Origin of the sequence: Acidiphilium sp. JA12-A1 (genome assembly GCF_000724705.2) — a bacterium.
Classification (GTDB): Bacteria; Pseudomonadota; Alphaproteobacteria; order Acetobacterales; family Acetobacteraceae; genus Acidiphilium; species Acidiphilium multivorum.
Genome location: NZ_JFHO01000059.1, coordinates 1 through 24277 on the forward strand (window position 1 = coordinate 1; position 24277 = coordinate 24277).

At 68.4% G+C, this 24277-nt stretch carries 29 protein-coding genes, 1 tRNA gene and 1 pseudogene; 9 read left to right on the forward strand and 22 right to left on the reverse strand.

All coding sequences use genetic code 11. The annotated features are described in order from the left end of the window. On the reverse strand, nucleotides 1–439 hold a 439-nt coding region (locus tag RT91_RS11260; protein ID WP_240314271.1), incomplete at its 3' end, for a DUF6444 domain-containing protein. Nucleotides 440–525: 86 nt separating this feature from the next. Between RT91_RS11260 and RT91_RS11265 the strand changes: the two genes are divergently transcribed. Further along, nucleotides 526–1326, forward strand: coding sequence for a response regulator transcription factor (locus RT91_RS11265; RefSeq protein ID WP_035187364.1), 801 nt, complete (start codon nucleotides 526–528; stop codon nucleotides 1324–1326). Nucleotides 1327–1341: 15 nt separating this feature from the next. On the opposite strand, the gene RT91_RS11270 is transcribed toward RT91_RS11265, so the two are convergent. Further along, on the reverse strand, nucleotides 1342–2043 hold the full coding sequence (locus RT91_RS11270; RefSeq protein ID WP_035187396.1) for a hypothetical protein: 702 nt from the start codon (nucleotides 2041–2043) through the stop codon (nucleotides 1342–1344). 388 nt (nucleotides 2044–2431) lie between these two features. Here RT91_RS11270 and RT91_RS11275 point away from each other — a divergent pair, with 388 nt between their 5' ends. Beyond that, nucleotides 2432–3199 (forward strand): PEP-CTERM sorting domain-containing protein, encoded by a 768-nt coding sequence (locus tag RT91_RS11275; protein WP_240314272.1) that lies wholly within the window; start codon nucleotides 2432–2434, stop codon nucleotides 3197–3199. Nucleotides 3200–3318: 119 nt separating this feature from the next. Here RT91_RS11275 and RT91_RS11280 read toward each other — a convergent pair whose 3' ends face one another. From RT91_RS11280 to RT91_RS11300, 5 genes are all read right to left on the reverse strand, one after another. Next, the gene (locus RT91_RS11280; protein WP_007422928.1) at nucleotides 3319–4083 is read right to left on the reverse strand and encodes an SDR family NAD(P)-dependent oxidoreductase; all 765 of its coding nucleotides are present in this window, start codon (nucleotides 4081–4083) and stop codon (nucleotides 3319–3321) included. Between the two features lie 41 nt (nucleotides 4084–4124). Further along, complete coding sequence (locus tag RT91_RS11285; protein ID WP_011942449.1) at nucleotides 4125–5192, reverse strand: alkene reductase; 1068 nt, start codon at nucleotides 5190–5192, stop codon at nucleotides 4125–4127. A 30-nt stretch (nucleotides 5193–5222) separates the two neighbouring features. Then, nucleotides 5223–5570: a helix-turn-helix transcriptional regulator gene (locus tag RT91_RS11290; RefSeq protein ID WP_007422929.1), complete on the reverse strand. Its 348-nt coding sequence runs from the start codon at nucleotides 5568–5570 to the stop codon at nucleotides 5223–5225. Between the two features lie 102 nt (nucleotides 5571–5672). After that, nucleotides 5673–6992 carry a citrate synthase gene (gene gltA, locus RT91_RS11295; RefSeq protein ID WP_007422930.1) on the reverse strand — a complete coding sequence of 440 codons (1320 nt, stop codon included), beginning with the start codon at nucleotides 6990–6992 and terminating at the stop codon, nucleotides 5673–5675. Nucleotides 6993–7135: 143 nt separating this feature from the next. Continuing rightward, nucleotides 7136–7654, reverse strand: coding sequence for a histidine phosphatase family protein (locus tag RT91_RS11300; protein ID WP_011942448.1), 519 nt, complete (start codon nucleotides 7652–7654; stop codon nucleotides 7136–7138). A gap of 167 nt (nucleotides 7655–7821) precedes the next feature. Here RT91_RS11300 and RT91_RS11305 point away from each other — a divergent pair, with 167 nt between their 5' ends. From RT91_RS11305 to RT91_RS11315, 3 genes are read left to right on the forward strand one after another with little or no spacing between them, the layout of a single operon-like run. Further along, nucleotides 7822–8460 carry a DUF6134 family protein gene (locus RT91_RS11305; protein WP_035187368.1) on the forward strand — a complete coding sequence of 213 codons (639 nt, stop codon included), beginning with the start codon at nucleotides 7822–7824 and terminating at the stop codon, nucleotides 8458–8460. Further along, nucleotides 8460–10001 carry a cryptochrome/photolyase family protein gene (locus tag RT91_RS11310; RefSeq protein ID WP_035187369.1) on the forward strand — a complete coding sequence of 514 codons (1542 nt, stop codon included), beginning with the start codon at nucleotides 8460–8462 and terminating at the stop codon, nucleotides 9999–10001. Before RT91_RS11305 ends, RT91_RS11310 begins: the two co-directional genes overlap by 1 nt. Continuing rightward, nucleotides 9998–10795, forward strand: coding sequence for an SDR family oxidoreductase (locus tag RT91_RS11315; protein WP_035187371.1), 798 nt, complete (start codon nucleotides 9998–10000; stop codon nucleotides 10793–10795). The genes RT91_RS11310 and RT91_RS11315 overlap by 4 nt, the downstream gene beginning before the upstream one ends. On the opposite strand, the gene dut is transcribed toward RT91_RS11315, so the two are convergent. The 3 genes and pseudogenes from dut to RT91_RS11330 form a co-directional block, all read right to left on the reverse strand. Next, nucleotides 10792–11256, reverse strand: coding sequence for a dUTP diphosphatase (gene dut, locus RT91_RS11320; protein ID WP_035187373.1), 465 nt, complete (start codon nucleotides 11254–11256; stop codon nucleotides 10792–10794). The genes RT91_RS11315 and dut overlap by 4 nt on opposite strands. After that, nucleotides 11253–12462: pseudogene (gene coaBC / locus RT91_RS11325) on the reverse strand (bifunctional phosphopantothenoylcysteine decarboxylase/phosphopantothenate--cysteine ligase CoaBC). Before coaBC ends, dut begins: the two are co-directional and overlap by 4 nt. After that, complete coding sequence (locus tag RT91_RS11330) at nucleotides 12450–13199, reverse strand: class I SAM-dependent methyltransferase (RefSeq protein ID WP_007422755.1); 750 nt, start codon at nucleotides 13197–13199, stop codon at nucleotides 12450–12452. The pseudogene coaBC and the gene RT91_RS11330 overlap by 13 nt, the downstream one beginning before the upstream one ends. 28 nt (nucleotides 13200–13227) lie before the next feature. Here RT91_RS11330 and mutM point away from each other — a divergent pair, with 28 nt between their 5' ends. Then, nucleotides 13228–14055, forward strand: a complete 828-nt coding sequence (gene mutM / locus RT91_RS11335) for a bifunctional DNA-formamidopyrimidine glycosylase/DNA-(apurinic or apyrimidinic site) lyase (protein ID WP_011942443.1) — start codon at nucleotides 13228–13230, stop codon at nucleotides 14053–14055. Between the two features lie 28 nt (nucleotides 14056–14083). Here the strand turns inward: mutM and RT91_RS11340 are convergent, their stop codons facing one another. From RT91_RS11340 to RT91_RS11365, 6 genes are all read right to left on the reverse strand, one after another. After that, nucleotides 14084–14701 carry a phosphoribosylanthranilate isomerase gene (locus RT91_RS11340; protein WP_035187374.1) on the reverse strand — a complete coding sequence of 206 codons (618 nt, stop codon included), beginning with the start codon at nucleotides 14699–14701 and terminating at the stop codon, nucleotides 14084–14086. Further along, a complete protein-coding gene (pyrF, locus tag RT91_RS11345; protein ID WP_035187376.1) occupies nucleotides 14701–15405 on the reverse strand; it encodes an orotidine-5'-phosphate decarboxylase in 705 nt (234 codons plus the stop codon). Before pyrF ends, RT91_RS11340 begins: the two co-directional genes overlap by 1 nt. Nucleotide 15406: 1 nt before the next feature. Continuing rightward, entirely contained in the window at nucleotides 15407–15760 is a 354-nt protein-coding gene (locus RT91_RS11350; protein ID WP_081479234.1) for a lipopolysaccharide assembly protein LapA domain-containing protein, read from the reverse strand. Further along, nucleotides 15723–16064, reverse strand: a complete 342-nt coding sequence (locus tag RT91_RS11355; RefSeq protein ID WP_007423782.1) for an integration host factor subunit beta — start codon at nucleotides 16062–16064, stop codon at nucleotides 15723–15725. The genes RT91_RS11350 and RT91_RS11355 overlap by 38 nt, the downstream gene beginning before the upstream one ends. Before the next feature lie 95 nt (nucleotides 16065–16159). Continuing rightward, nucleotides 16160–16798: a MarC family protein gene (locus tag RT91_RS11360; protein ID WP_007423783.1), complete on the reverse strand. Its 639-nt coding sequence runs from the start codon at nucleotides 16796–16798 to the stop codon at nucleotides 16160–16162. Next, the gene (locus RT91_RS11365) at nucleotides 16792–17217 is read right to left on the reverse strand and encodes a lyase family protein (protein ID WP_240314273.1); all 426 of its coding nucleotides are present in this window, start codon (nucleotides 17215–17217) and stop codon (nucleotides 16792–16794) included. Before RT91_RS11365 ends, RT91_RS11360 begins: the two co-directional genes overlap by 7 nt. 253 nt (nucleotides 17218–17470) lie before the next feature. On the opposite strand from RT91_RS11365, the gene RT91_RS11370 reads away from it, so the two are divergent. Then, complete coding sequence (locus tag RT91_RS11370; RefSeq protein WP_007422770.1) at nucleotides 17471–18865, forward strand: cytosine permease; 1395 nt, start codon at nucleotides 17471–17473, stop codon at nucleotides 18863–18865. Between the two features lie 294 nt (nucleotides 18866–19159). On the opposite strand, the gene RT91_RS22175 is transcribed toward RT91_RS11370, so the two are convergent. After that, on the reverse strand, nucleotides 19160–19300 hold the full coding sequence (locus tag RT91_RS22175) for a hypothetical protein (RefSeq protein ID WP_013640845.1): 141 nt from the start codon (nucleotides 19298–19300) through the stop codon (nucleotides 19160–19162). Nucleotides 19301–19645: 345 nt separating this feature from the next. Beyond that, a complete protein-coding gene (locus RT91_RS11375; protein ID WP_007422769.1) occupies nucleotides 19646–20059 on the reverse strand; it encodes a tetratricopeptide repeat protein in 414 nt (137 codons plus the stop codon). Between the two features lie 165 nt (nucleotides 20060–20224). On the opposite strand from RT91_RS11375, the gene RT91_RS21980 reads away from it, so the two are divergent. Then, nucleotides 20225–20398, forward strand: a complete 174-nt coding sequence (locus RT91_RS21980; protein ID WP_160321855.1) for a hypothetical protein — start codon at nucleotides 20225–20227, stop codon at nucleotides 20396–20398. A 15-nt stretch (nucleotides 20399–20413) separates the two neighbouring features. Here the strand turns inward: RT91_RS21980 and RT91_RS11380 are convergent, their stop codons facing one another. From RT91_RS11380 to RT91_RS11395, 4 genes are all read right to left on the reverse strand, one after another. Next, on the reverse strand, nucleotides 20414–20842 hold the full coding sequence (locus tag RT91_RS11380; RefSeq protein ID WP_012040092.1) for a hypothetical protein: 429 nt from the start codon (nucleotides 20840–20842) through the stop codon (nucleotides 20414–20416). Between the two features lie 508 nt (nucleotides 20843–21350). Further along, entirely contained in the window at nucleotides 21351–21788 is a 438-nt protein-coding gene (locus tag RT91_RS11385; protein ID WP_035187379.1) for a hypothetical protein, read from the reverse strand. Nucleotides 21789–22349: 561 nt separating this feature from the next. After that, nucleotides 22350–23099, reverse strand: a complete 750-nt coding sequence (locus tag RT91_RS11390) for a PEP-CTERM sorting domain-containing protein (protein ID WP_035187402.1) — start codon at nucleotides 23097–23099, stop codon at nucleotides 22350–22352. Between the two features lie 442 nt (nucleotides 23100–23541). Next, a tRNA-Ile gene (locus RT91_RS11395) sits at nucleotides 23542–23617 on the reverse strand. A gap of 89 nt (nucleotides 23618–23706) precedes the next feature. Here RT91_RS11395 and ppa point away from each other — a divergent pair. Beyond that, a complete protein-coding gene (ppa, locus tag RT91_RS11400; protein WP_007422764.1) occupies nucleotides 23707–24231 on the forward strand; it encodes an inorganic diphosphatase in 525 nt (174 codons plus the stop codon). Nucleotides 24232–24277: the final 46 nt, after the last annotated feature.

The window sequence follows — 24277 nt, forward strand, 5'->3', positions numbered from 1 at the left end:
GCCGGGTGACGACCGGCTTGATCGGCGGCAGATCGATCTTGTCGTAGCGCTGCGCGAGGCGCTGATCCGCGTCAGTCAGCCCGGCACGGCAGTGCTGGCAATGCGCCGCCTTCGCGATCACCGTCTGATCGGGGTTCTCGGCAAGCAAGCGACCGCCACCCTCACGGCCGAGACTGCCTTTGCGGGGCCCCTTGCGCGGACTTTTCTCGGGCCGGTTTGGCTTCTGCCCGCGCGATGGCGGCAGGCTCGAATTGTCCGGCCGCTTCGGCGGTTCGTTTAGCCGCGCCTCCAACTCCGCAATCCGGCGTTCCGCATCCGAAAGCCGGATTGCCAGTTCCGCGTTCCTGCGCTCGGATGATTGCAACGCGTCCCATAGCGCGCGGATCAGCGCGTCTTTCTCAGCGTGCGATAGGAGAGACAGGTCAGGAAGCTCGTTCACGCCTCCCGTCGAATCGTATCCGCCGTGGTCACGTCAATTCACAATCGATTCAACTTATCGACGGACCAGGATGAGCAGATACCGAAATGCAGCAGAATAATACCGAAAAAGGGTCGGTCGCGACGCCGTTCGTGCCCTTTCTGGCGCGATCGCTGGAGCGTCCGCGCCTCCCTTATTCATCGCCCGTCCGCGCCGCCGCGGTCGAGGCGGCGGTGCCGGGGCGCACCCGGATCGGCCTCGTCGATTCCTCGCGGCTGACGCGCGAATGCCTTGCCAGCGCCCTCGTCGCCCAGGGCGCCGATTTCGCGGTCCGCAGCTTCGTCACCGCCGAGGACTGCATCGATGCGGCCGGCGAGGGGTTCGATCTCCTGCTCTGCCACGCGCATGAGGACGGGCCGGCGGCGAAGGCCGTCCTCGCCGACATCGCCGCCCTGCGCGAGGCCTTTCCCGGCCTGCCGATCGTCGTCCTGCACGATGCCGCCGAGACGCCCGACACCGGCTTCGTCCGCCTCCTGTTCCAGGAAGGCGCGCAGGGCTTCGTCCCGACCCGCATGGTCGGCATTCCGCTCGCCGTCGCCGCCATCCGCTTCGTCCAGGCGGGCGGCCGGTTCGCCCCGGTCGATCTCCTGCTCGACGACCGTCCGCCGCCCCCCTCCGGCTTCGCGCCGGGCGACGATTTCCTGACGCCGCGCCAGAAGCTCGTCTTCGCCCATCTGCGCCAGGGCAAGGCGAACAAGATCATCGCCTACGAGCTGGGCGTCAGCGAAAGCACGGTGAAGGTCCACATCAAGAACATCATGCGCAAGATCGGCGCCACCAACCGCACCCAGGCGGTCTACAAGGCGCAGTCTGCGCTGCTGCGCGCCTTCGCGCCGGATGCGGGCTGAGGCCGCGCGTCCGGTTCAGTCGGGCAGGTCGAGATCGCCCTCGACGATCCTGGTCCCGCCGCAGACGAAGCCGCCGCTCGCGGTCACCGAGGGCGTGCCGGGCGCGTAGCTGGCCTGGCCCGCCCCATAGGGCGTCCGGTTGGCGATGGTCGGCGGCGCCGGCGAAAATCCGGCCTCGCACTGGCGCGACAGCGCGGTAATCGACAGGCCGCTCGCCGTCACGAAGGCGGGGCTGAACGCGTAGCCGTCGCGGAACTCGGCGCCGCTCGCGCCGATGGCGCCGGAACTGTCCGTGTTCGCCATCATCACCGCGTAGATCGACGCGACCCCCATGCTGGTCTCAAGGATCATCCGCCCGTCGGTGTCCGGGGCGACGCTGAGCGGCCCGGATGGCCCCGTGATCCCGCCGGTCCCGCAGGCATAGATCGGCGCCGTCCACTGCCCCGCGGCACCCGGCCCCGCGGCCGGCGCCTGGCAGAACGCCTTGCCGATCCCGCTCGACTGCATCGTCACCGCGACCGGGGGGATGCTGAGGTCGATCGTGTTGCCGGTCATGCCGGTCAGCTCGGCCAGCGCCCAGAGTGTCGCGAGAACGATGGCGGATGCCGCCGGAATGCCCAGCGAATTCGGCGAATTCCGCAGCTTGCGGCCCACCTGCACGACAACCAGCTGTCCCAGCGCCCGCCATGACAGGATCGTCGGATCGCCAATGCTCACGCGGTCACCGGAGTGTATGATTTCCGAGGCCATTGCCGAAATTTAACACTGGATTTACCTCGGGAACAACCAAAAACTTCGTGACATCGCCGGCGCCACCCGCATTGCGTGCAGGATGTTGCGGCGTCACATGATGTCCGGCGGCCAACTGCCTGACGGGCATGGCTTCCGCCGCCCGCATCCGCGACGCGACGGCGACGGACCGCGCCGGATGGACCAGGGGATGAACCGGAAACCGCGCAAGACGCTCACGAACGCGTGAAATCTGCGTGTCGGAAAATTTTACACACCACCCCGTTCATGCCGACGGTTCGCTGATAAACAATTGAAAAATAATGATAATATTTTCTGGCATCGTTTTTGCTTAAGTCGTTGCCAGAGAGCTAGCATGCAATTCCGAGAGAGGGCTATCGTCATGAATTTGAAGTCCCGGCTTTTCCCAGCGGTGCGAACCGCCGCGATCGCCCTGGCCGGCCTGATCGCCACCGCCACCGCCGCCCAGGCCGGCGCGATCGCGAACCCGATCAGCCAGCTCAGCGCGACCTATTATTCAGTGCCGAACGGTATCGCCGATTTTGGCAATGACCCCATCAAGGCCATACCGAACGACGTCAAGTCCACCCTTGGCCCTGACGGTCTGCCGGTCAACAACGCCAACTACCAGAACGTGAATGGCGCCGGCGAACTGCAATGGTGGCAGAGCCAGTACGAGACCGGCACCGGAACCGTCACGTTGCCGATCAATAACCCTTCCAATTACTTCCCGCCGAACGGCACCGGCCTCAATGATTCGACGCACTTCCTGACCGCGATCTTCCGTGGGACGTTCACGATCGCCAGCGCCGAGAAGCTCAGCTTCACCATGGCGGCCGATGACGATGCCTACCTGTTCATCGACAACAAGCTCGTCGCCGATATCGGCGGCATCCAGGCGCTGTCTCCGCTGAACTACTCATCGGCCATGCTGGGAGCCGGTATGCATACGCTCACCCTCTTCTATGCCGACCGGCATACCGTCCAGGCAGGCCTGACGCTCGCCTTGAACACCCAGGGCGTCACGATCACCGCCGTGCCGGAACCCGGCTCGCTCGCCCTTCTCGGCACCGGCCTGCTCGGCATCGGCCTGGTGGCGCGCCGCCGTCGCCGCCGCGGCTGAACCGCCCGCCGCACGACCGCGTCATGCCTCGCGGCGCCTCCGGGCGGCGCGAGGCTCCTGTTCGACCCGCATCCCGCCCGGCGCGAGACGCTCTGTCCGGTCCGGTCCCCCGGATCGGATCAGAGCATCTGCCCGCCATCGACGACGATGTTCTGCCCCGTCACCCAGCGCGCCGCCGGCGAGCCGAGGAACATCGCCACCTCGGCGATTTCCTCCGCGGTGCCGAACCGCCCGAACGGAATCGAGGCGAGGGTCGCCTCGTAGAGTTTCGGATTGGTCTCCTTGCGCTGCTCCCACAGCCCGCCGGGAAACGCGATCGAGCCGGGCGAGATCGCATTCACCCGGATCCGCTTCGGCGCCAGCGTCGCCGCCTGCGACATCGTGTAGTTGATCACCGCGGCCTTCACCGCCGCGTAGGGCAGGCTGCGGGTCGAGGCGCGCAGGCCGGAAATCGAGGCGATGTTGACGATCGCGGCCCCCTCGGCGGCCTCCAGGAAGGGCAGGGCGGCATGGCTCGCCCGCACCACCGCCATCACGTCCACCCCGATCGAGGCGGCCCATCCCGCCTCGTCATCGGTCATCCCGAAGCCCGAGGCATTGTTCACGAGAATGTCGATGCCGCCCAGCGAAGCGGCCGCCTCCGGCACGAAACGGGCGATCTGTTCCGCCTCGGCAAGGTCGCAGGGGGCGGCGAACACGCGCCCGCCATGCCCGGCGATCTCGCGCCGCGCCACCTCCAGCGCTTCGGCGCCGCGCGCGCAGATCGCGACCGCGGCCCCCTCGGCGGCAAACCCCATCGCGATGGCGAGGCCGATTCCCCGGCTGCCGCCCATCACCACGACCTTCCTGCCCGCAAACCGCATCGCCCGCTCCTCGCCCTTCATGTTGTGGCAGGGCCGGGGCAAACGCGCCCCGGCCCGCCGGTTCAGGCCGCCTTCTGCTTCGCGGCCGTCGGATAGTCGGTATAGCCCTCGGCGCCGCCCTGGTAGAAGGTCGACATGTCGGGCGGGTTCAGCGCCAGCCCGTCGCGGAACCGCTCCACCAGGTCCGGGTTCGCGATATAGAGCTGCCCGAACGCCACCGCGTCCACCTCGCCCGCCTCGATCGCCGCCTCGGCGGTCTCGCGGGTGAACTTCTCGTTGGCGATATACACGCCGCCGAACGCCGCCTTCAGCTGCGGCCCGATCCAGTCCGCCGCCTTGTGCTCGCGCGCCGCGATGAAGGCGATCTTCCGCTTGCCGAGTTCGGTGGCGACATGGGTGAACAGCGCCAGCTTGTCGGAATCGCCCATCGTGTGCGCATCGCCGCGCGGGGCGAGATGCACGCCCACCCGGTCGGCCCCCCAGACGCCGATGGCCGCGTCCGTCACCTCCAGCAGCAGCCGCGCGCGGTTCGCGATCGAACCGCCATACTGGTCGGTCCGCTTGTTGGTCGAATCCTGCAGGAACTGGTCGAGCAGGTAGCCGTTCGCGCCATGGATCTCGACGCCGTCGAACCCGGCCGCCTTGGCGTTCCGCGCCGCGGCCCGGTAGGCCTCGATCACGCCCGGAATCTCCTCGGTCTCCAGCGCGCGCGGCGTCACGAAGGGCCGCTCCGGCCGCACCAGGCTCACATGCCCGCCGGCCGCGATCGCGCTCGGCGCCACCGGCAGTTCGCCGTTGAGGAAGATCGGGTCGGAAATCCGCCCGACATGCCAGAGCTGGGCGAGGATGATGCCGCCCTCGCGATGCACCGCCTCGGTGACGATGCGCCAGCCCGCCACCTGCTCCTCGGACCACAGGCCCGGCGTCGCGGCATAGCCGACGCCCATCGGCGTCACCGAGGTCGCCTCGGAGAGGATCATCCCGGCGCCGGCGCGCTGGGCGTAATACTGCGCCATCAGCGCGTTGGGCAGGCGCGCCTCGCCGGCCCGCGCGCGGGTCAGCGGCGCCATGACGATGCGGTTGCGCAGGGTGAAGGCGCCGGCCCGCAGGGGTTCGAACAGTTTCGACATTGATCAGCCTTTCCGGTTGATGCTGCGAATTCAGGGAGTGGGTTCGGGCCGATCGAGGGATTTCGCGAGTCCCCTGATCAGCGCGTCGATCGCGCCGTCATTGCGCCGGTAGAACACGAAGGTTCCGACCCGCCTGGTCTCGACCAGCCCCGCCGCGTGAAGGGCGGCGAGATGGGCCGAGATGCTCGATTGCGACAGCGGGCAGCTCCGCTCGATCGCCCCCGCGCACACGCCGAAGGAGAGCGGGTGCTCCTGCCCGGCGAAATGCCGTTCGGGTTCGGCGAGCTTGGCGAGAATCGCGCGCCGCACCGGATGCACCAGGGCCTTCAGCCCCTCGTCCAGATCCGGTGCGTGGTCATGATCGGCATCGATCGTCATGCGACGATAGATGGATCGGGTTCACCCGATATGAAGATCGGGGATTTGCGAACTTGCGCAGGGCAGGGATGCGCGCCGGCAGCCCGGCGCGCATCGCGGGCATCAGCCCCGCTGGTCGATCGAGACGTAGTCGCGCCGCGGCGCCCCGGTATAGAGCTGGCGCGGCCGGCCGATCCGCTGCGACGGGTCGGCGATCATTTCCATCCACTGGCTGATCCAGCCGGTGGTGCGCGCCAGGGCGAAGAGCGGGGTGAACATCGTGGTCGGGAAGCCCATCGCCTTGAGGATGATGCCCGAATAGAAATCGACGTTCGGATACAGCTTGCGCGAGACGAAATAATCGTCGTCCAGCGCGATCTTTTCAAGCTCCATCGCCAGTTCCAGCAGCGGCTCGTGCTTGATGCCGAGCTCGCCCAGCACCTCGTGGCAGGTCTGCTGCATGATCTTCGCGCGCGGGTCGAAGTTCTTGTACACCCGGTGGCCGAAGCCCATCAGCTTGGTGTGGCTGTTCTTGTCCTTCACCTCGGCGATGAAGGCCGGGATGTTGTCCTTGTGCCCGATCTCGCCGAGCATCTTCAGCACCGCCTCGTTGGCGCCGCCATGCGCCGGCCCCCAGAGCGCGGCGATGCCGGCGGCGATGCAGGCGAAGGGGTTGGCCCCGGTCGAGCCGGCGAGCCGCACGGTCGAGGTCGAGGCGTTCTGCTCGTGATCGGCGTGCAGGATCAGGATGCGGTCCATCGCCCGCTCCAGGATCGGGTTCTTCCGGTACGGCTCCGGCGGCACCGCGTTGATCATGTAGAGGAAGTTCTCCGCATAGGAGAGATCGTTGCGCGGATACATGAAGGGCTGGCCGGTGGAGTATTTGTGGGCCCAGGCGGTGATGGTCGGGATCTTGGCGATCAGCCGGAACGCGCTGATCTCGCGCTCCCGCGCGTCGTTCACGTTCACGCTTTCCGGATAGAAGGCCGAGAGCGCGCCGACCACGCCGCACAGCACCGCCATCGGGTGGGCGTCGCGCCGGAACCCGTCGAAGAAGCGGCGCACCTGCTCGTGCAGCATCGTGTGCATGGTCACGCCGCGGTTGAACGACTCGAACTCCGCGGCCGTCGGCAGCTCGCCGTAGAGCAACAGGTGCGCGACCTCGAGAAAGGTCGATTTCTCGGCGAGCTGGTCGATCGGGTAGCCGCGATACAGCAGCACCCCTTCATCGCCGTCGATATAGGTGATCTTGCTCTCGCAGGAGGCGGTCTCGCCATAGCCGGGGTCGAAGGTGAAGATCCCGGTCTGCGCCTGGAGCTTGCGGATATCGGCGACCTGCGGGCCGAGCGTGCCGTTCAGGAGCGGGAGTTCGGCCGTCTTGTTGCTGCCGGGTATCGTGAGCGTCGCGTGCGTCGCGCGCGCGCCTTCGGTCGTGCTGCTCATGGTCAAGATTCCTCTAATGTCCGGTCGAACCGTCCTGATCCGCGCCCTGGTCGGGGGCTGAGACTAATCGGTCTGAGTTCCCATTCTGTAAATCCTTCCGGGACAATCGCGCAACCTTCGCGCCTGCAACATGACACTCATGTTCAGCCGGGAGGAGGCGGATCGATCACCCGCTGCAGCCGCGCGCCGGCCGGCCGCAGGTCCCGCCAGGGGGTGAGAACGAGGAATTCCGCCGCCCGCATGGTCGGGAATCCCTCCTCCAGCCGCGCATGCGCCGCGTCGCGCGCCTGCGCGCCCGAGGCCAGCATCAGCGCCAGCTCGTGCAGCCCCGGATTATGGCCGACCAGCATCACGCTCAGCATCGTCTCGCGCAGCTCGCGCAGGATTTCCAGCAGCCGCGCCGCCGGCGCCATGTAGAGCGTCTCCATCACCTCGATGTTCGGCGTCCGGTCCTCCCAGAACGCCACGCCCTCCAGCGTCTCGCGCGTCCGCCGCGCCGAGGAGACCAGCACCACGTCCGGCTCGATCGCGAGGCCGCGCAGCCGGTTGCGCATCCGCCGCGCCGCCTCGCGCCCGGCCGGGCTGAGCGCGCGATCGTGATCGGCCTGGTCGTCGCGGGCCCGTTCGGCCTTGGCGTGGCGCATGAGAATGAGCTGGTGCATGAATCTCTTTCGCGGCAGGGGTTGGCGGGGGCGTTTATGCGCGGCTCCGCCCTCGCGATCCAGAGCGCGTGCCCTATTTATTGCATCGGAGCGTTGCGCGGCCGGCGTCGCGGCATCCATTCGCCGCCCGTTGCCCGTAACCGCAGGGAAACCGTGAAGGAGGAACGATGACCGACGCCCCCATCGGCCGTCGCGGCGTCCTCGCCGCGGCGGCAGCCCTGGCGTTGCCCGTCCCGCGGGACGACCGCCTGGCATTCGACATCTACCGCAACGGCAGCCATGTCGGCCGGCAGAGCCTGCGCTTCATCCGCGCGGGCGACCATCTCCGGGTGGAGAACCACGCCGCCCTCAAGGTCGGGCTGATCGGCATCCCGCTCTTCACCTACCGCGCCCATATCGTCGAGCACTGGCAGAACGGGGCCTTCCGCGCCGCGACCAGCGAGATCGACGACAACGGCCGCAAGATCCGCCTCAGCGTCGAGCGGACGGCGTCCGGCGTCGTCATCTCCGGCAACCGCATCGCCCGCTACACCGCCCCGCGCGACGCCCTGCCGCTCACCTACTGGAACAAGGCGATGCTGAACGGCCCGATGATCAACATGCAGACCGGCCATACCGACCGGCCGACCATCACCCGCCAGGGCTGGTTCCGCCTGCCCGCCATGCCCTCCGGCACCGTCACCGCGGCGCGCTACCAGCTCACCGGCCCGATCCGTCTCGCGGTCTTCTACAACCAGGCCGACACCTGGTCCGGCCTCGACTTCCATCACGAGGGTCACGTCACCTACCGCCCGATCCTCGGCTGATGCCCGGACATCTGCGCGTCATCCTGGGCGACCAGCTCTCGCCCGCCATCGCCGCCCTCGCGGGCCTCGACCCCGGCGCCGATACGGTGCTGATGGCCGAGGTGATGGGCGAGTGCACCTATGTCCCCCACCATCCGCAGAAGATCGCGCTCGTCCTCGCGGCGATGCGCCACTTCGCCAGGGCCCTGCGCGCCCGCGGCGTCGCGGTCCGCTACGTCGCGCTCGACGATCCGGCCAATACCGGCACGCTCGCCGGCGAGGTCGCCCGCGCCTGCGCCGCGCTGAAGCCGGACGCCATCATCGCCACCGAACCCGGCGAATACCGGGTGCTCGAGGCCATGCGCGGCTGGGCCGAGCAGACCGGCATCCCCTGCGAGATCCGCGACGACACGCGCTTCCTCTGCTCCCGCGCCGATTTCGCCGCCTGGGCCGGATCGAAAAAGCAGCTCCGTATGGAGTTCTTCTACCGCGAGATGCGCCGCCGTCACCGCATCCTGATGGAGGGCGACGACCCGGTCGGCGGCAAATGGAACTACGACCCCGAGAACCGCAAATCCCTGCCCGCCGGGCTCGCGCCCCCCGAAGCGAAGCGCTTCCCGCCCACGGCCGAAACCCGCGAGGTGCTCGCCCTCGTCGCCGCCCGCTTCGCCGATCATTACGGCAGCCTCGATGGGTTCGACTGGCCGGTCACCGCGCGCGATGCCGAGGCGGGCTTCGCCGATTTCCTCGCCCACCGTCTCCCCGGCTTCGGCGACTGGCAGGACGCGATGGCGGCGGACCGGGATTTCATGTTCCACTCGCTGGTCTCCGTCCCGCTCAATCTCGGCCTGCTCGACCCGCTCGATCTCTGCCGCCGCGCCGAGGCCGAATACGAGGCCGGCCGCGCCCCGCTCAACGCCGTGGAGGGCTTCATCCGCCAGATCCTCGGCTGGCGCGAATTCATCCGCGGCATCTACTGGCGGCACATGCCCGGCTACGCGACGCTGAACGCCCTCGGCGCCGACCTTCCGCTGCCGGATTTCTACTGGACCGGCGCCACCGACATGCGCTGCATGGCCCAGGCGATCGGGCAGACGCTGCGCCGCGCCTACGCCCATCACATCCAGCGCCTGATGGTCACCGGCAATTTCGCCCTCCTCGCCGGCATCGCGCCGGATGCGGTCGACCGCTGGTATCTCGCCGTCTACGCCGATGCCTATGAATGGGTGGAAATGCCCAACACCCGCGGCATGGCGCTGCACGCCGATGGCGGCATCGTCGGCTCGAAACCCTATGCCGCCTCCGGCGCCTATATCGCCCGCATGAGCGATTACTGCGCCGGCTGCCATTACGACGTGAAGGACGCGACCGGCCCGCGCGCCTGCCCCTTCAACGCGCTCTACTGGGATTTCATCGCCCGCCACGCGGATCGCTTCGCCGCCAATCCGCGCATGGCGATGCCGGTGCGAACGTGGCACAAGATGGCGGAGCCGAAGCGCCGCGCCCTGCGCGACCGCGCCGCCGAGCTGCGCCGCCGCCTGCAACACGGAGACAGAATATGAAACCCGTCACCAGCGCCGACGGCATCGTCTGGATCACCGGCGCCTCCAGCGGCATCGGCCGCGCCCTGGCCGAGGCGCATGTGGCGCAGGGCTGGCGCGTCGCCATCACCGCCCGGCGCGAGGCCGAGCTTCGCGCCCTCGCCGAAACCCATCCGAGCCGCATCATCGTCGCGCCGGCCGACGTGACCGATCCCGACTCGGTGCGCGAGGCGGTGAACACCATCACCCGCGACGGCCCGATCGCCCGCGCCATCCTCAACGCCGGCACCTATGAGCGCGACACCGCCGAAACCTTCACCGCCGATCGCCTGCGCCGCCAGGTCGAGCTGAACCTGCTCGGCACCGCGCGCGGGCTCGAACTGGTGATGCCGGCGATGATCGCCCGCAAGCGCGGCCAGATCGCGCTGATGTCCTCGCTCGCCGGCCTCGCCGGCCTGCCCGGCTCGGTCTCCTATTCGGCGACCAAGGCGGCGCTGATCGCCACCGCCGAAGCCCTGAAATTCGACCTCGACCGCCACGGCGTCGCGATCTCGGCGATCTGCCCCGGTTTCGTGAAATCGCCGCTCACCGCGAACAACCGCTTCCCGATGCCCTTCCTGATGGAAACCGACGCCGCCGCCCGCGCCATCCTGCGCGGGCTCGATGCCGGGCGGTTCCTGATCGCCTTCCCCGAAGGCCTGGCCCGCCCGCTGCGCATCCTGCGCCTGCTGCCCCATGCCGCCTTCTTCCCGCTCGTCGCCCGCTTCACCGGGTCGCGCACGCCGGGCAGGGCGGAGCCGGACCTGGAGAGCTAGTTCCCCATCGGGAAATCGAGCCCGGTGCTGCCGAACCCGCCCGCCTCGCGCGCGGTCCGGTCGAGATCGTCGGTCTCCTGCCACACCAGCCGCGACACCGGTGCCAGCACCGCCTGGGCGATCCGCATCCCCCGCGTCACCTCGAACGCCTCGGTCCCGGCATTGAGCACGATCACCTGGATCTCGCCGCGATAATCGCTGTCGATCGTCCCCGGACTGTTCGGAATCACGATCCCATGCTTGAGCGCGAGGCCCGAGCGCGGGCGGACCTGCAACTCGAAATCCGGCGGCAGCGCGATGGCGAGCCCGGTCGGCACCAGCGCCCGCGCCCCCGGCGCGATCGCCACAGGCGCATCGACCGCCGCCAGCAGGTCGAGCCCCGCCGATCCGGCGGTGGCATAGTCGGGCAGGGGCAGGCCGGCGCCATGCGCCAGCCGCTTCACGGCAACTGCAATCGTCATTGGAAAATCCCTGAAATCCTCTCCGCCAGCCGGTCGGCCACCGCGTCCTTCCCGGCGCGCGGCCAGGGCTCGGCGCCCGCTTCGGTGATCAGCACGACCTCGTTCTCGGCGCCACCCATGATGCCGGTTCCCGCGCCGACATCGTTGGCCACGATCCAGTCGCACCCCTTGCGCGCCCGCTTCGCCGTCGCCTGCGCGACAAGGTCGCCCGTCTCCGCCGCGAACCCGACGACAAGGCGCGGCCGCCGTCCCTCAAGCCGCGAGACTTCCGCGAGAATGTCGGGGTTTTCCACCAGCGCCAGCGCCGGCGGCGCGCCGGTCTTCTTGATCTTCCGCCCCTGCGCCTCGACCCGCCAGTCCGCGACGGCGGCGCAGAACACCGCGGCATCGGCGGGCAGGGCGGCAAGCACCGCCGCGCGCATCTCCAGCGCGGTTTCGACCCGCACCACCGCCACGCCGGCCGGATCGGCCAGCGCCACCGGCCCCGAGACCAGCGTCACCCGCGCCCCGCGCCGCGCCAGCGCCGCGGCGATCGCGTGGCCCTGCCTGCCCGAACTGCGATTGGCGATGTAGCGCACCGGGTCGATCGGCTCATGCGTCGGCCCGCTGGTCACCACCACATGCCGCCCGGCCAGCGTCCGCTCGCCATCGAGCCGCGCGACGATCGCCTCCAGAATCGCCGCCGGTTCCGCCCAGCCGCCCCGGCCCGAACTCGCCGCAGGCCATCGGCCCCTCCTCGGGCCCGACCACCGAAACCCCGCGCCGAAGCAGCGTCTCCAGGTTCGCCACCGTCGCCGGATGCGTCCACATCCGTACGTTCATCGCCGGTGCGACCAGCACCTCCTTGTCGGTCGCGAGCAGCAGCGTGGTCGCCAGGTCATCCGCCATCCCCGCCGCCATCTTCGCCAGCAGATCCGCCGAGGCCGGCGCCACCACCACGAGATCCGCGCTGCGCGAGAGCTGGATATGCCCCATCTCGCTCTCGCCGGTCAGCGAGAACAGGTCGGTATGCACCCGGTCCTCGCACAGCGCCTGCACCGAAAGCGGGGTGACGAATTTCTCTCCCCCGGCGGTGATCACCGCGCGCACCGCGCCGCCCTCCTTGCGGATCAGCCGGATCAGCTCCAGCGCCTTGTAGGCCGCGATCCCCCCGCCAATGACGAGCAGCACCCGCCGCCCGGCGAGGCGTGCGCTCACAGCCGCCATCCCGAATGGATCGCCGCGATCCCGCCGCTCAGGTTCCGGTATGAAACCCGCTCGAATCCCGCCCGCCGCATCATCCCCGCCAGCGTCTCCTGGTCGGGGAACATGCGGATGCTCTCGGCGAGATACTGATAGCTCTCGCGGTCCTGCGCGACCCGCGCGCCGATCGCCGGCAGCGCCACGAACGACCACTTTTCGTAAAGCGGCTGCGCCGCCGCCACCTGCAAGCGCGAGAACTCCAGGCAGAAGAACCGCCCGCCCGGCTTCAGCACCCGCCGCGCCTCGGCCAGCACCCGGTCCTTGTCGGTGCAGTTGCGCAGCCCGAACGCGATCGACACCCGATCGACGCACGAATCCCGCAGCGGCAGCGCCTCGGCATCCGCCACCGCGAAGCCGATCCCCTCGATCCGCGCCTGCTCCTCCGCCCGTCCGCGGCCGACGCGCAGCATCGCCTCGTTGATGTCGGTCATCAGCACCGGCCCGCCGCCGGCGGCGAGCCAGCGCAGCGAAATATCCCCGGTCCCGCCCGCGAGGTCGAGCAGCGTGCGGTGCGGCCGCGGGTCCATCATCGCGACGAATTCCCGCTTCCACAGCCGGTGCACGCCGAGCGACATCAGGTCGTTCATGATGTCGTAGCGCCCGGCGACGCTGTCGAACACCTCCCGCACCTTGTGCCGCTTCTCGTCGCGCGGCACGGTGGAAAACCCGAAATCGACGGTCTCGCTGCTGGTATCGGCCATGGGCTCAGGCTATAGCCGCAAACGCACCATGCCGGAACTCCCCGAAGTCGAAACCGTGATGCGCGGCCTCGCCGCCAAGCTCGAAGGCCGCCGCCTCGCCCGCGTCGTCCTCGCCCGGCCCGACCTGCGCTGGCCGATCCCCGAGGGCTTCGTGCAGTTCCTCTCCGGCGCCCGCGTCGAGGGGTTCCGCCGCCGCGGCAAATACATGTTCATGCGGCTCGACCGCGCGCTGTCGGTGCTGATCCATCTCGGCATGTCCGGCCGGATGACGATCGATTCCGCCCCGCTGCCGCACCAGCACCTGACCCTCGAAACCGACGACGGCGCCGTGATCGGCTTCGTCGATCCCCGCCGCTTCGGCGCGCTCGATCTCGTCGCGACCGCGGCGGAGGACTCCCACCGCCTGATCGCCGGCCTCGGCCCCGAACCGCTCGACGATGCCTTTTCGCCCGCCACTCTTGCGTCCGCCCTCGAAGGCAAGAAAACCCCGATCAAGGCGGCGCTGCTCGACCAGTCGGTCGTCGCCGGCCTCGGCAACATCTATGTCAGCGAGGCGCTGTTCCGCGCCGGCATCCTCCCGCACCGCCTCGCCGGCACGATCGGGCGGGGCAGGGCAGGGCGCCTGGTGCCGGCGATCAAGGCCACGCTCACGGACGCCATCGCCGCCGGCGGCTCCTCGCTGCGCGACTATGTCCAGCCCTCCGGCGAACTCGGCTATTTCCAGCACGCCTGGAAAGTCTACGACCGCGCCGGCCAGCCCTGCGAACGCTGCCCCGGCCCGGCCGCCTGCGCCGGCATCAGCCGCACCGTCCAGTCCGGCCGCGCCACCTATTTCTGCGCCCGCACCCAGAAATAGCCCGCGCCGGGCAACCGCCGGCCCGGCCTCAGGCCGCGTGCGCCGCCGCGACGAAGTCCCGGATCAGCGGAACCGATTTCTCCCCCGGCGCGCTCTCCACCCCGGAGGACACATCCACCGCCGCCGCCCCGCTCGCGCGCACCGCCGCGGCCACGTTCGCCGGCGTCAGCCCGCCCGCCAGCAGCCACGGGGCGGGGGCCTGCCAGCCCTGCATCACCGCCCAGTCGAACGCGGTCGCATTGCCGCCCGGCCGGTCCGCGCCCCGCGGCGGCTTCGATTCGATCAGGAACCCGTCCAGCCCCTCATCGTCGCGCGGCAGATCGGCGGCGGAAGCAACCCCCACCGCCCGCCACACTTTCGCGCCGAACCGCGCCCGCATCGCCCGGCAGGCTTCCGCGCCGGCATAGATCTGCAGAAATTCGAGGTCCTGCACCTTCAGCACCGCCTCGATCGCCGCCGGTTCGGGGTCGACGAACAGCCCCACCCTCGGCACCCGCGCATCCGCGCCGATCGCCTTCAGCGCCTCGGTGGTGAGAAAGCGCGGCGAGCGCGGAAAGAACACGAACCCGACCCAGTCCGCCCCGGCGTCCGTCGCCGCCAGCCAGGTCTCCCGCGTCCGCAGCCCGCAGATCTTCGCCCGCGCCATCAGCCGATCGACGCCGCGATGGAAGCCGCCGCCGCCGCCGGGTCCGCCGCCGTGGTGATCGGCCGGCCGACCACGATATAGCTCGCCCCCGCCGCGATCGCCGCCTCCGGCGTCGCCACCCGCGCCTGATCGCCATGATCGGCGCCCGCGGGCCGGATTCCCGGCACCACCAGCACCGGGGCGGCGCCGAACGCGTCGCGCAGCACCGAAATCTCGTTGGCGCTGCACACCAGCCCGTCCGCCCCGGCGGCGAGCGCCAGCTTCGCCAGCCGCAGCACCTGCTGGCGCGGTCCGCCAGCCACCCCGGTCTCCGCCAGCGCGCCGGCCGAAAGGCTGGTCAGCACCGTCACCGCCAGCAGCACCGGCCGCGCCGCGCCCGCCGCCTCGGCCGCTTCCCGCGCCGCCGCGATCATGGCGCTGCCGCCCGCCGCGTGCACCGTCAGCATCGCCGGCCGCAACGGCAGCAGCGCGCGCACCGCCCCGGCCACCGTGTTCGGAATGTCGTGCAGCTTGAGATCGAGAAACACGTCGTGCCCGGCGGCGGCTTCCAGCAGCGCCGGCCCGTTGGCGCAGAACGCCTCCAGCCCCAGCTTCACCAGCCCGCAATGCGGCCCCACCGCGCCCGCCAGCCGCCGCGCCTCATCGAGCGAAGGCGTGTCGATCGCGGCGATCAGCCGCCGTGCGCCATGTCGTGCCGCGCCCATCTCAGACGGCCGGCGGCAGGCTGATCGTCTCGTCCGCCGGCGCTTGCGGTGCCGGCGGCTGCGCCCGCAGCGCCGCGAGCTGCCGCTCGGCCCGCTTCGCCCGCCGCTGCGCCCGCAGCCGGTGCGGCACATGGATCAGCATGCCCAGCAGCATGCCCAGCCCGAAGGCGATCAGCACGATCGCGCCGAGCACCGCCGAGCCCAGCGTGCCGAACGGAAAGAACGAAACCGCCACCGGCGCGCGGTTCGACAGGAGAAAAATCACCAGCGCCAGAATCACCAGCGCCCCGAAAATGAGCCGGACGGTCTTCAGTGGTCTACTCCTCGTCGTCCTCGTCGTCGTCCCCGGCGCCATCGGCCCCGCCGTCGAGCGGTTTCATGCCCGCATTGACCATCTCGCGCAATTCGCGCCCGGCGCGGAAGAAGGGCACGGTCTTCTCGTCCACCTTCACCGTCTCGCCGGTCCTGGGGTTGCGCCCCGCCCGCGCCTGGCGCTGCTTCACCGAGAACGCGCCGAAGCCGCGCAATTCCACCCGCCCGCCCGCGGCGAGGGTGGCGGTCATCTCGTCGAACATCGCGGTGACGATCCGCTCCACATCCGCCAGCGTCAGGTGGGGATGGTCAGCCGCCAGCGCCGCGATCAGTTCAGATCTTGTCATGAGCCCGCCTCCCGTTTGCGTTACGGTGCCAGACGCGCCCGGTCCGGTCAATCCGCGCCTTGCCTAGAATGTTGAAAACGGCGGAAATTTCCGCCTCAGCCGAGATGCAGCGCGGCCTGCGTGCCCTCGATGATGAACTGCGCCGCCAGCGCCGCGACCAGGATGCCCAGCACCCGCCCGACCACGCTGGCCCCGGTCGCCCCCATCAGCCGCGCGAGCCGCCGCGCGCCCAGCATCGAAACCAGGGTCGCCGCGATCATCGCCGCCAGCGCCAGCGCGTTGGCGAGCACCGCCCCCGGCTGCCCGCCCGCCTTGGCGTGCAGCAGCACCATCGTGGTCATCCCGCCCGGCCCGGCGATCAGCGGAATCGCCAGCGGAAACACGCTGATATCCTCGGTCGACTCGCTCGCCGCACTGCGCTCCTCGCTGCTCGCCCGCAGCTCGCCCTTCGCCGTCACCATGTCCTTGGCCGAGAGGAACAGCAGCGCCCCGCCGGCGATCTGCAAGGCCGGAATCCCGATCCCGAGCAGCCGCAGCAGCTTTTCCCCCGCGAGGCCGAACACCAGCAGCACGAGGAAGCTGATCGCCGAGGCCCGCTTGGCGATCGTCCGCCGCTTCGCCGCGTCGTCATGCGTGGTGAGCGCCGCGAAGATGATCGCGGTGCCGACCGGATCGATGATGACGAACAGCGCCACCGCGGCATAGAGGAAATCGGCGATGAACGCGTTCAGCACCGCCCCGCCTCCGCCGCGTCGAGATCGGCCTCGAGGAGGAGAAACCCGTCGCGGAGCTGGAGGATGAGGCCAGTGTCGACGATGTCCTGCGTGGTGCCGCCGCGATGGATGGCGGCGGCGTGCGCCGGCACCGCGGCGCGCAGCCAGGCGACGAGGGGGACGACGATGGTGCCGGCCCGCGCGCCGGCTTCGGCGAGGGCGGCGGGATCGGGCTTTTCTCCGGCGCAGGCGGTCTCGATGGCGGTGGCGGCTTCGGCGGCGATGAGGCCGGCGGCGGCGCCCGCGCGGGCGAGGGCGGCCTCGGCGCGGAGCATCGCCGCGATGCCGGCGCGGGCGGAGAAGAGGCGGCGCATCGAGGCGGTGGCGGCCATGATCTCCGCGGGCGCGAGGGTCGGCTCGTCCTCTGGCGGTCCGCTCACGGCGCGGCTCCGGCGGCGGGCATGGTGGCGCGGCGCGCGCCGGCGGGTCGGGTCATCGCGTCTCCAGGGCGGGCGGGCCGCCGGGCAACCGGTGGGCGGGCCCATATGGCGCGGATTCGGCGCGCCGCGCCAGTGGAAAAGTGCCGCGCGGCGGCGTGGGAGCGGTCCCATGGCGCGAAACAGGGCTGGACAAATTGTATAGACAATTGTTTGCTGGCGGCGACCACAAGAACATCGCAAGGGGGAGCAAGACGTGACCAGCGAGACCGTTCCGGGCGCCATCGAGCGCCGCGCCATCGACCCGATACCCGAATCAGAGCGGCATGGCCGGCCGGCCGCGCTGTTCACGCTGTGGTTCTCGGCGAACATGCAGATGACCACGGTGGCGACCGGGCTGGTGGCGACCGCGCTGGGGCTCGGCCTCGGCTCGGGGCTGCTGGCGATCGTGCTCGGCAATGTCGTCGGCGGGCTGTTCATGGCCTATCACGCCGCGCAGGGGCCGAAGCTCGGCATTCCGCAGATGATCCAGTCGCGCGCGCAGTTCGGCGTGGCCGGGGCGAACCTGCCGGTGGCGCTGGTGATCGTGCTCTATGTCGGGTTCTTCACCCTCAGCGCGATCCTCGGCGGCGAGGCGGCGGCGGCGCTGTTCGGCGTGTCGAAGGCGGCGGGGGTGGTGATCGTCGACGCGCTGGCCTTCGTGCTGCTGGCGTTCGGCTACGACCAGATCCACCGCTACGAGCGCTATGTGGCGCTGGTGTTCCTGCTCGTGTTCGGCGCCGTCACCATCGCGCTGCTCTCGCGCTACCACGCGATGCCGGCGGCGCCGGCGAAGGCGGCCTCGCCGGCGATGGTGGTGCTGGGGATCTCGATCTTCGCGACCTGGCAGATCACCTACGCGCCCTATGTCGCCGACTATTCGCGCTACCTGCCGGCCGATACCTCGTTCCTGCGCAGTTCGGCGCATACCTATCTCGGCTCGGTGCTGGCCTCGATCTGGATGATGAGCCTCGGGCTGCTGGCCGGGCTGGTGGCGAACAAGGCGGCGAACGCCGACACCACGCTGTTCTTCGCCGGGCTGCTCGGGCCGGGGCTGCGCTGGCTGATGCTCGTGGTCATCATGCTCGGGATCGTTGGCGCCAATGTGCTGAACCTGTACGGCGCCGCGATGTCCACCGGCACGATCCTGACCGCCGGCGGCGACACGACGCTGGCGCGGGCGGTGCTGGCCCGGGGCAGCGCGCTGCGGATCGGCGTCGGCGCCGCGATCGCGGTGATCGGCACGGCGCTCGCGGTTCTCGCGAGCGGCAGCTTCGTCGACGGGATGACCAATTTCCTGCTGCTGCTGCTCTACGTTTTCGTGCCGTGGACGGCGATCAACCTGACGGATTTCTACCTGGTGCGGCAGGGAAGCTACGATATCGGCGCGATCTATGACCCCGCCGGCATCTACCGGCGGATCAACTGGTCGACCATGGCGATCTATGCCGTCGGCATTCTCGTCGAGATCCCGTTCATGAACGCCGAGCTTTACGAGGGGCCGATCGCCCGCGCGCTGGGCGGCGCCGATATCAGCTGGCTGGTCGGGCTGGCGGTGTCCGGCGCGCTGTATTTCGCGGTGAACCGGGCGGGGCGGGGTGCGGCGGCGTGAGCGGGGCCGGGAGGTTGCGCATACAAGCCGGGAGGCGCTCCGGAAGGGCTGGAACATCCTTCCGTATAGGGGATCAAAATCACGTAAAAACGAATATCGACAGGTCAGTTCGTCTCACGTAACAGGAGGTCGTCTCGCACCTCTGGACAAGGTGCGGGGCATCTCGCGCGTCGGCCCCGGAGAGATCCGGGGTCGCTTGCTTTGGAGCCGGTGCCCGGATGGGCAGCACCGCCCTCACCTGCCGGCACCGACCGCCCGGGCGCGGCGGCGGACCCGGCCGGGTCCGATGATGCTTCAGAGGAGGAAGGGTGCCGAGACGGCCAGCGCGGCGATGACGATCACCGCCGCGGCGCGCAACGGGTGATCGTAAAGCGCGACGCTCTTGGCGCACACGCACTCGAACCAGTTGCCAGGACGCGACCGCGGGGACGCCATTGCCGTTGCTGCCTTTCGTTTGGGGACTGCCCAGGGTGAGACGCCGTGGGAGTCGGACGCCATACGCGTATGGCCATATCGGTTTCGCGGGCACCCCGGGAGAACGCATGGCCGGTATCGAATTTGTAATCCCGCCGTCGGGATTTCGACATCTGCTCAAAGGGGTGATCGCCTTCGGTCGAAGGCGGCTTGCGGCGTGAAACGTCGTGACAAGAGTCCGCAACATTGCGGCGATCCGGGCGCGCTATGCCACGGGCGGTCGCGTCGTTGCGGTATTCGGGGCGCTTCGCCCCCGGACGCGGCAAGGCGCCGCGAGGGGGCGTGCGAGGGATGCGAAAGGCGGGTTCAGGGGTTCTGCGGCGGGCGGGGCTGCGACCGCAGATAGGCTTCCAGCGCGGCGAGGTTCTGCCGCGCGGTTTCGTTGCCCTGCGCGGCGGCCTGGCGATAGAGCTCGATCGCGCGCCGCGTGTCCTGCGGGACGCCCTGGCCGGTCTGGTACATCATGGCGAGGTTGTTCTGGGCGACGGGATCGCCGCGCCGTGCCGCGAAGGCGAACCAGTGGGCGGCCATCGCATCGTCCCGCGGGACGCCCTGGCCGTTTTCGTAGAGCGAGCCGAGATAGGTCGCGGCGGCGACATTGCCGTTCCGCGCCGCCTGTTCGAGCTGGCTGACCGGCTGCGCCTGGGCGGCCTGCCAGGCGCCAAGCGTTGCGACAAACACGATCGCCGCGGCGGCGCCGCGTATCCGGTGTGCTGTCATCGTTCTTTCCTCCGCGAGCTGGTTGCACGTGAGCCCAGCGGATATCGGTCCGGCGGGCGGCCGGTTCAACAACGGGTGCGGCGGGACGAAGGCGACCCCTTGGCGGGGCGGGGGATTCGGCGGTATCCCGATGGCACGAAAGCGATCGCTTGATCCGAGCGGCACATGGATATGGGAAACATCTTCATCCGGCTGAATGCGCTCCTGTTTCACCCCTGGATGCTGGGATTCTTGCTGCTCGGGTTCACCGGCCTGTCGGTCTGGTGTCTCGACTGGCTCATTTTCAGGCGGCGGCTGCAGGCGCGCCTCTCCGATCGCGACGACGAGGCCGGGCCCTGACCCGGACGGGGCGGATCACCACCCGGCGGCCTTGGCCATCCGGTCGAGCTCGTCCAGCCGGCTGGTGGTGATCAGGGCGGCGCATTGCGTGTCGGGCGCGGAGGCGGCCTTGAGGCGCGTCACGATCTGGGTGTCGGTGAACATGGAGAGTTCGGTGCCCTGCCGGCCGCTGTCCTCGGGCCAGAGGGTGCGGGCCGCATCGGCGGCGTCATAGGCGATCTGCTCTTCAACCAGAGATTGCCAGCGGACGGAGCGGAGATGGCAGCGGACAGCGACGACCGCCCACCACTCCATGTCGAGGAGCGGGGTGGTCTCGGTGAGGAACGTCGTCTCGCGGCGATGCGAAACGACGGGAATCGGCGGCAGGCGGGAGGCTGGCTTGATCATCGGCCCCGGTAAGGAAAGCGCGAATGCCCCCGCCACGAGAAGCGCTCGAACGCTCATGTGCCCATCCAGATAATACGAAGAGAGGCGTCTTTTTTGACTAAGGTTAATTATTTATACACTTTATGATAACGTAATATACTGAAGAAATCAATTGCTCCATAGGATGAAACTATTAATCAAAAGCAATATCGCGAACGGACGTCATGCGCGATGACTTGCGGCCGCCGGGAAAAAAGTGGCAGCCGGGCTTTGGAGGAGAACCGGCTGCCAACGGAAAGTGGGAGCATAAGCACGTGTGTCGTGCCGAGCGCCTTGTGCGTGCGGGCCGGGAGAGGGTCAACCGGGGGTGGGCGCCGGGAGCGCCCACGTTGCGGTGAGCGTGTTCACAAGATCGAAAGACGCGGCCAGGCGGGCGGCGAGCCGGAGGCCCGGCCGAGACATTATGAAACGTGGGCGTTACGCGCGAGCGACGAAGATCGGCCATGATGCGAGGCATGCATTTGGACCTCCTTGCGCACCGGCCCCGGAGCCCTCATCCGGGGCCGTTTTTCGGCCGGGGCGCGGATCACCATCCGCCCGCCTTGGCGATGTGATCGAGCTCCCCGAGCTTGCCGGTGGACAGGAGGGCGGCGCATTGAAGCCGCGAGGCGAATTCGGCCTCGCGGCGAGCCTCGGCCTGCGCGGCGGTGAAGATCGACAGCGCCTGTTCCTGGCGCTTCCCGTCGCCCGGCCAAAGGAGTTTTGCCGCGTCCGTGGATTCATGGGCGATGCGTTCCTCGATGGCGGCCTGCCATCGCGCGGTGCGGAACCGGCAGCGCAGCGCCTCGACCGCCCACCATTCGAGGTCCAGAAGCGGCTGCGTTCCCTTCAGGAACGCGATCTCGCGGCGGTTGGGGCGGGCGACGATCATGGGCGGCGGATGGCAGGCCTGCCCCGTGCCGCCCAGCAGTCCCGGCATGGCGGCCAGCGCCGCGCCCGCCACGAAGACGGCGCGATGCAGCATGCGCCCCTCCCAGAATTATGAAACCAGCTGCTTTTTTGCCTTCAGGTAATTATTTTGAAAGCGAACGATAATCTCGTTGGATCAAAGATCAACTATTCAAAAAGCTTATATTCTTAAGGTTTCATTCTACCCTTGCGGGAATCCCGCCGCGCCCGCCGGCGTCGCCCCGGGCGAATGAGCGGGCAGGGTCGTTGCGGGGTGGGCGGACCAGGGGAGGATCGAGGCCGCTGGTGCGCCGCGCCGGCAAGCCGGGTAGGGACGCGACGTTGCGCGAGGCCTGCTCTACGTGGCCCGGCACCTCGCCACTGGCCGGGCTTCGCCCGCGTCGTGGGTGCGGCACTTCTACGCCAAGACGCGGTTCTACGTGATGTGCTGGCGGGCGGGCTATAGGGTGGTCACGGTTCGGCGGTTGGCGCGGGAGGCCGCCGCACAAAACTGAGACAATAGGAAAAGCCTCCGTTACACGAGGCCGCTTAAAAGCCAGTGCCGGACTTTCCTTTCAATGTCCGCTTTGAACTCCAGTTGCAGTTGGCCCCGGAGACATCCGGGGCCTTTTTGTAATCAGGCACGCCGGCGCTTGCGGCGCGCGACGAGGCCGAGGCCGAGAAGGCCGGTGCCCAAGAGGACGAGCGAGCCGGGCTCTGGAACGGTCGCCGTTATGGTCGAGAGCAACACGTTGTTCTTCGTTGCAACCACATCGAGATAGTCCCACGTGCCGATCACGTTGGTTAACGCGCCCGTATAGGTGCCGCCGGCACTCAGAAGTGTTGCGCCGATCATATTGCCGTACGTGTTTGTGCCATAGACCGCCCATTGATCGCCACCCGGCAAGCTGCCCATCGAGAAGCCGAGATTGAGCGAATTCAGGGGTGGGCTTGAAAGGCCGGATATATCAACCTGCACGAAGCTGTTGATCACGTTAGCACTGATCTCGCCCTGACCCGTTGGATCGTTAGTCAGGCCGATACCCTGCTCACCGGGCTGAACTCCGGTGGTCGTCGGATACTGGCCGTTCTTTTGATACAGATGCAGTGTTGGTCCCGACTTTGAATTCGTGGGACCAAACGGCGTCAGTGTAACAGTCTGTGCCGGATTTAGGGCAGGCGTGCTGCTGAAGGTGACAGACTGGGTGCCTGATGTGCCATCGATTATGGCGCCACCTGTGCCGCCAGTAATGACACTGTTTTTGCCACTATGGTTGTAGAAGACCCAGCTCACGACGTCGGCCTGCGCCGCGCCTGTTCCGGCGAGGCTGACGGCACTGAGCGCAGCGGCGCCGAAAATGACCGATCTTAGATAATGTGGTCTCATGAATTCCTCCTGTATGTGCCGGATTATGCCGGCTAAGGCATCCTGGAGGCTCAATTCGTTGGGAATATCACCATCCAAACTAAGTGCAGCAAAAATGATGCCAAAATAAAAAATTTAATCTTATCAGGACGATAAGCATTAATTTTTCAAAATGATGTAAAAAATCCTGACAATTCTTGGGGCGTTTATTCTCGAACGAGACATTCAAAAAGCCAGCCGAACAATCGCAAGGGAGGCTAGCGACACAGCATTTTGGCCAAGTGCCGGCGCGCTGGTGGGCGTCCGCCACGAACTGGCGATGCTGTGCGAACCGGAACGCAGGGGACAGCGGTAGCCTGACATTTTCGTAAAATTTTGCGGCGTGCAAGCACGCAGTATCTTGCCCGAAAATCGAGATAGGTCCGAAACCGGTTCTAAAATCCATATAAAATATTGATTTAATTGGTGCGCCGGGCAGGACTCGAACCCGCAACCAAACCGTTATGAGCGGTCCGCTCTAACCGTTGAGCTACCGGCGCACGCCGCCTGTATGGGGCCGGGGCGCGGCGATTGGCAATATCCGCCCATGCCGCTAGAAGGCGCGCGACATCATTCAGGAGGTTCCGCCATGGACGTTTCCAAGATCCCGGCCGGCAAGGCGCCGCCGTCCGACATTCATGTGGTGATCGAGATTCCGCAGGGCTCGGCGGTGAAATACGAGGTCGACAAGGAGAGCGGGGCGGTGATGGTGGACCGCTTCCTGTTCACCCCGATGGCCTATCCGGCGGCCTACGGGTTCATTCCCAACACCCTCGCCGACGATGGCGACCCGGCGGACGCGCTGGTGCTGGTGCCGGCGGCGGTGGTGCCGGGGGCGGTGATCCGGGCGCGGCCGATCGGCGTGCTGCGGATGGAGGACGAGGCGGGGCAGGACGAGAAGATCGTCTGCGTGCCGCATGACAAGATCCACCCGCAATTCTCCGGCGTCACCGAGGTCGACCAGCTGCCCGCGATCACGCGCGACGCGATCGAGCATTTCTTCACCCATTACAAGGACCTGGAGAAGGGCAAGTGGGTGAAGGTGACCGGCTGGGAAGGCCGCGAATCCGCCGAGGCGGCGATCAGCCAGAGCCTCGCCCGCGCCGCGAAGTAGTTTTGCTCCGGCTCCGGCCCGGTGAGGGCCGGCGCGGCTTTGGAGG